This is a genomic window from Wolbachia endosymbiont of Cardiocondyla obscurior, assembly GCF_902713635.1.
Taxonomy (GTDB): Bacteria; Pseudomonadota; Alphaproteobacteria; order Rickettsiales; family Anaplasmataceae; genus Wolbachia; species Wolbachia pipientis.
This window is the reverse complement of the sequence record NZ_CACTIU010000114.1, coordinates 1-1081: the sequence shown is the minus strand read 5'-3', so window position 1 is coordinate 1081 and position 1081 is coordinate 1. Positions and strand designations below refer to the sequence as shown.

Here is a 1081-nt window from a genome sequence, read left to right as displayed (position 1 = left end):
AACTCTATCAGGTACTTATTGCGCCAAAAAACTTTCAAGCCCTTTTTAAGTATACGCGCTAAAGTTAAAATCCGACCAGGACGATTGTATAGCCGCGATAAGGTAGATAAGCCCAAACGCCATCATGTCTTTAGGAGAGTTTGCTAATGGAGGCTCTTAAGTTGACGCCATTGACCGTTCACTGTTAGACTGCATTCTGTGATTTTTAGCAAAACATGATCTTTCATTTGAGCTTCCTTCAATTTAAAATAAATACAGAAAATTGCTGCCTATAGCTAAACTGACTTAGATTTACCAACAATCGTCATCCCGCTACTTGTTAGCGGCTAAGAGATACCGCGGCGGCATAGCTATCTTCAAAAATATGGTTGAATAATTGTGTGTATAATTATTAATATTTTTAAACACTTTGGCTATGGCTTTATCTAAGTTTCTCGACCCTAAGCTGGATTTAACCTTCAAAAAAATATGTAGGGTCAAGAACTGGCGCGCCTACTTTAGGGTTTGGTGGCTGATCCATTGTTTTCACAATAGGCCTCAATCCAAATTCCCATGTTAACGTTTCCAGCTCCCGCCTCGTCAAACGCAGCATCCGCACTACGCTTTCCTAGCAGATTCTTTACCAAAGTTTATAACATATTGTGCTGGTGATGCTTTCGGTTTGTAATACCTTATTCTGTAGTCTGAATATAGACCCAGCGTTTTGTATATCCATTCGCTACTCCACTTCTTCCAACCAAACCCTCTCTTCACTTTCAGCTAATAAGTGATTTTCTATTTCACCTTCCAAACTTGCCTCCAGCAGCTTTTTTATAAATGGTGTAAATGCTCCATCCCTTCCTGTTAATGGTCTGCCTTCCCTTATTGATGACAGTATATTTGCTTCCAGTTCTTTGTAATCTACCAAACCGGTAGTTCTGTTTACTACTTTCTGACTCATTGTCAAACCTCCATTTTTTTTATATCAATTTATTACTTTTTTTTTGGTTTGACACACTTTTTTGAACCATACGCGTCAAGTTAAGGAAAAGTGTAAGTAAAGTTGATAGAGTGAAGGAAAATAATAAGGTATAAATTCTCT

The 1081-nt window shown here is 37.9% G+C and carries 2 pseudogenes; one reads left to right on the top strand and one right to left on the bottom strand.

Annotated features, from left to right (window positions below):
- A pseudogene (locus WOCAOBSORBRA_RS06000) lies at nt 1–147 on the top strand (IS4-like element ISWosp8 family transposase); the annotation flags it as partial.
- Nucleotides 148–745: 598 nt separating this feature from the next.
- Here WOCAOBSORBRA_RS06000 and WOCAOBSORBRA_RS05995 read toward each other — a convergent pair.
- Nucleotides 746–940: pseudogene (locus WOCAOBSORBRA_RS05995) on the bottom strand (IS256 family transposase); the annotation flags it as partial.
- Nucleotides 941–1081 lie beyond the last annotated feature (141 nt).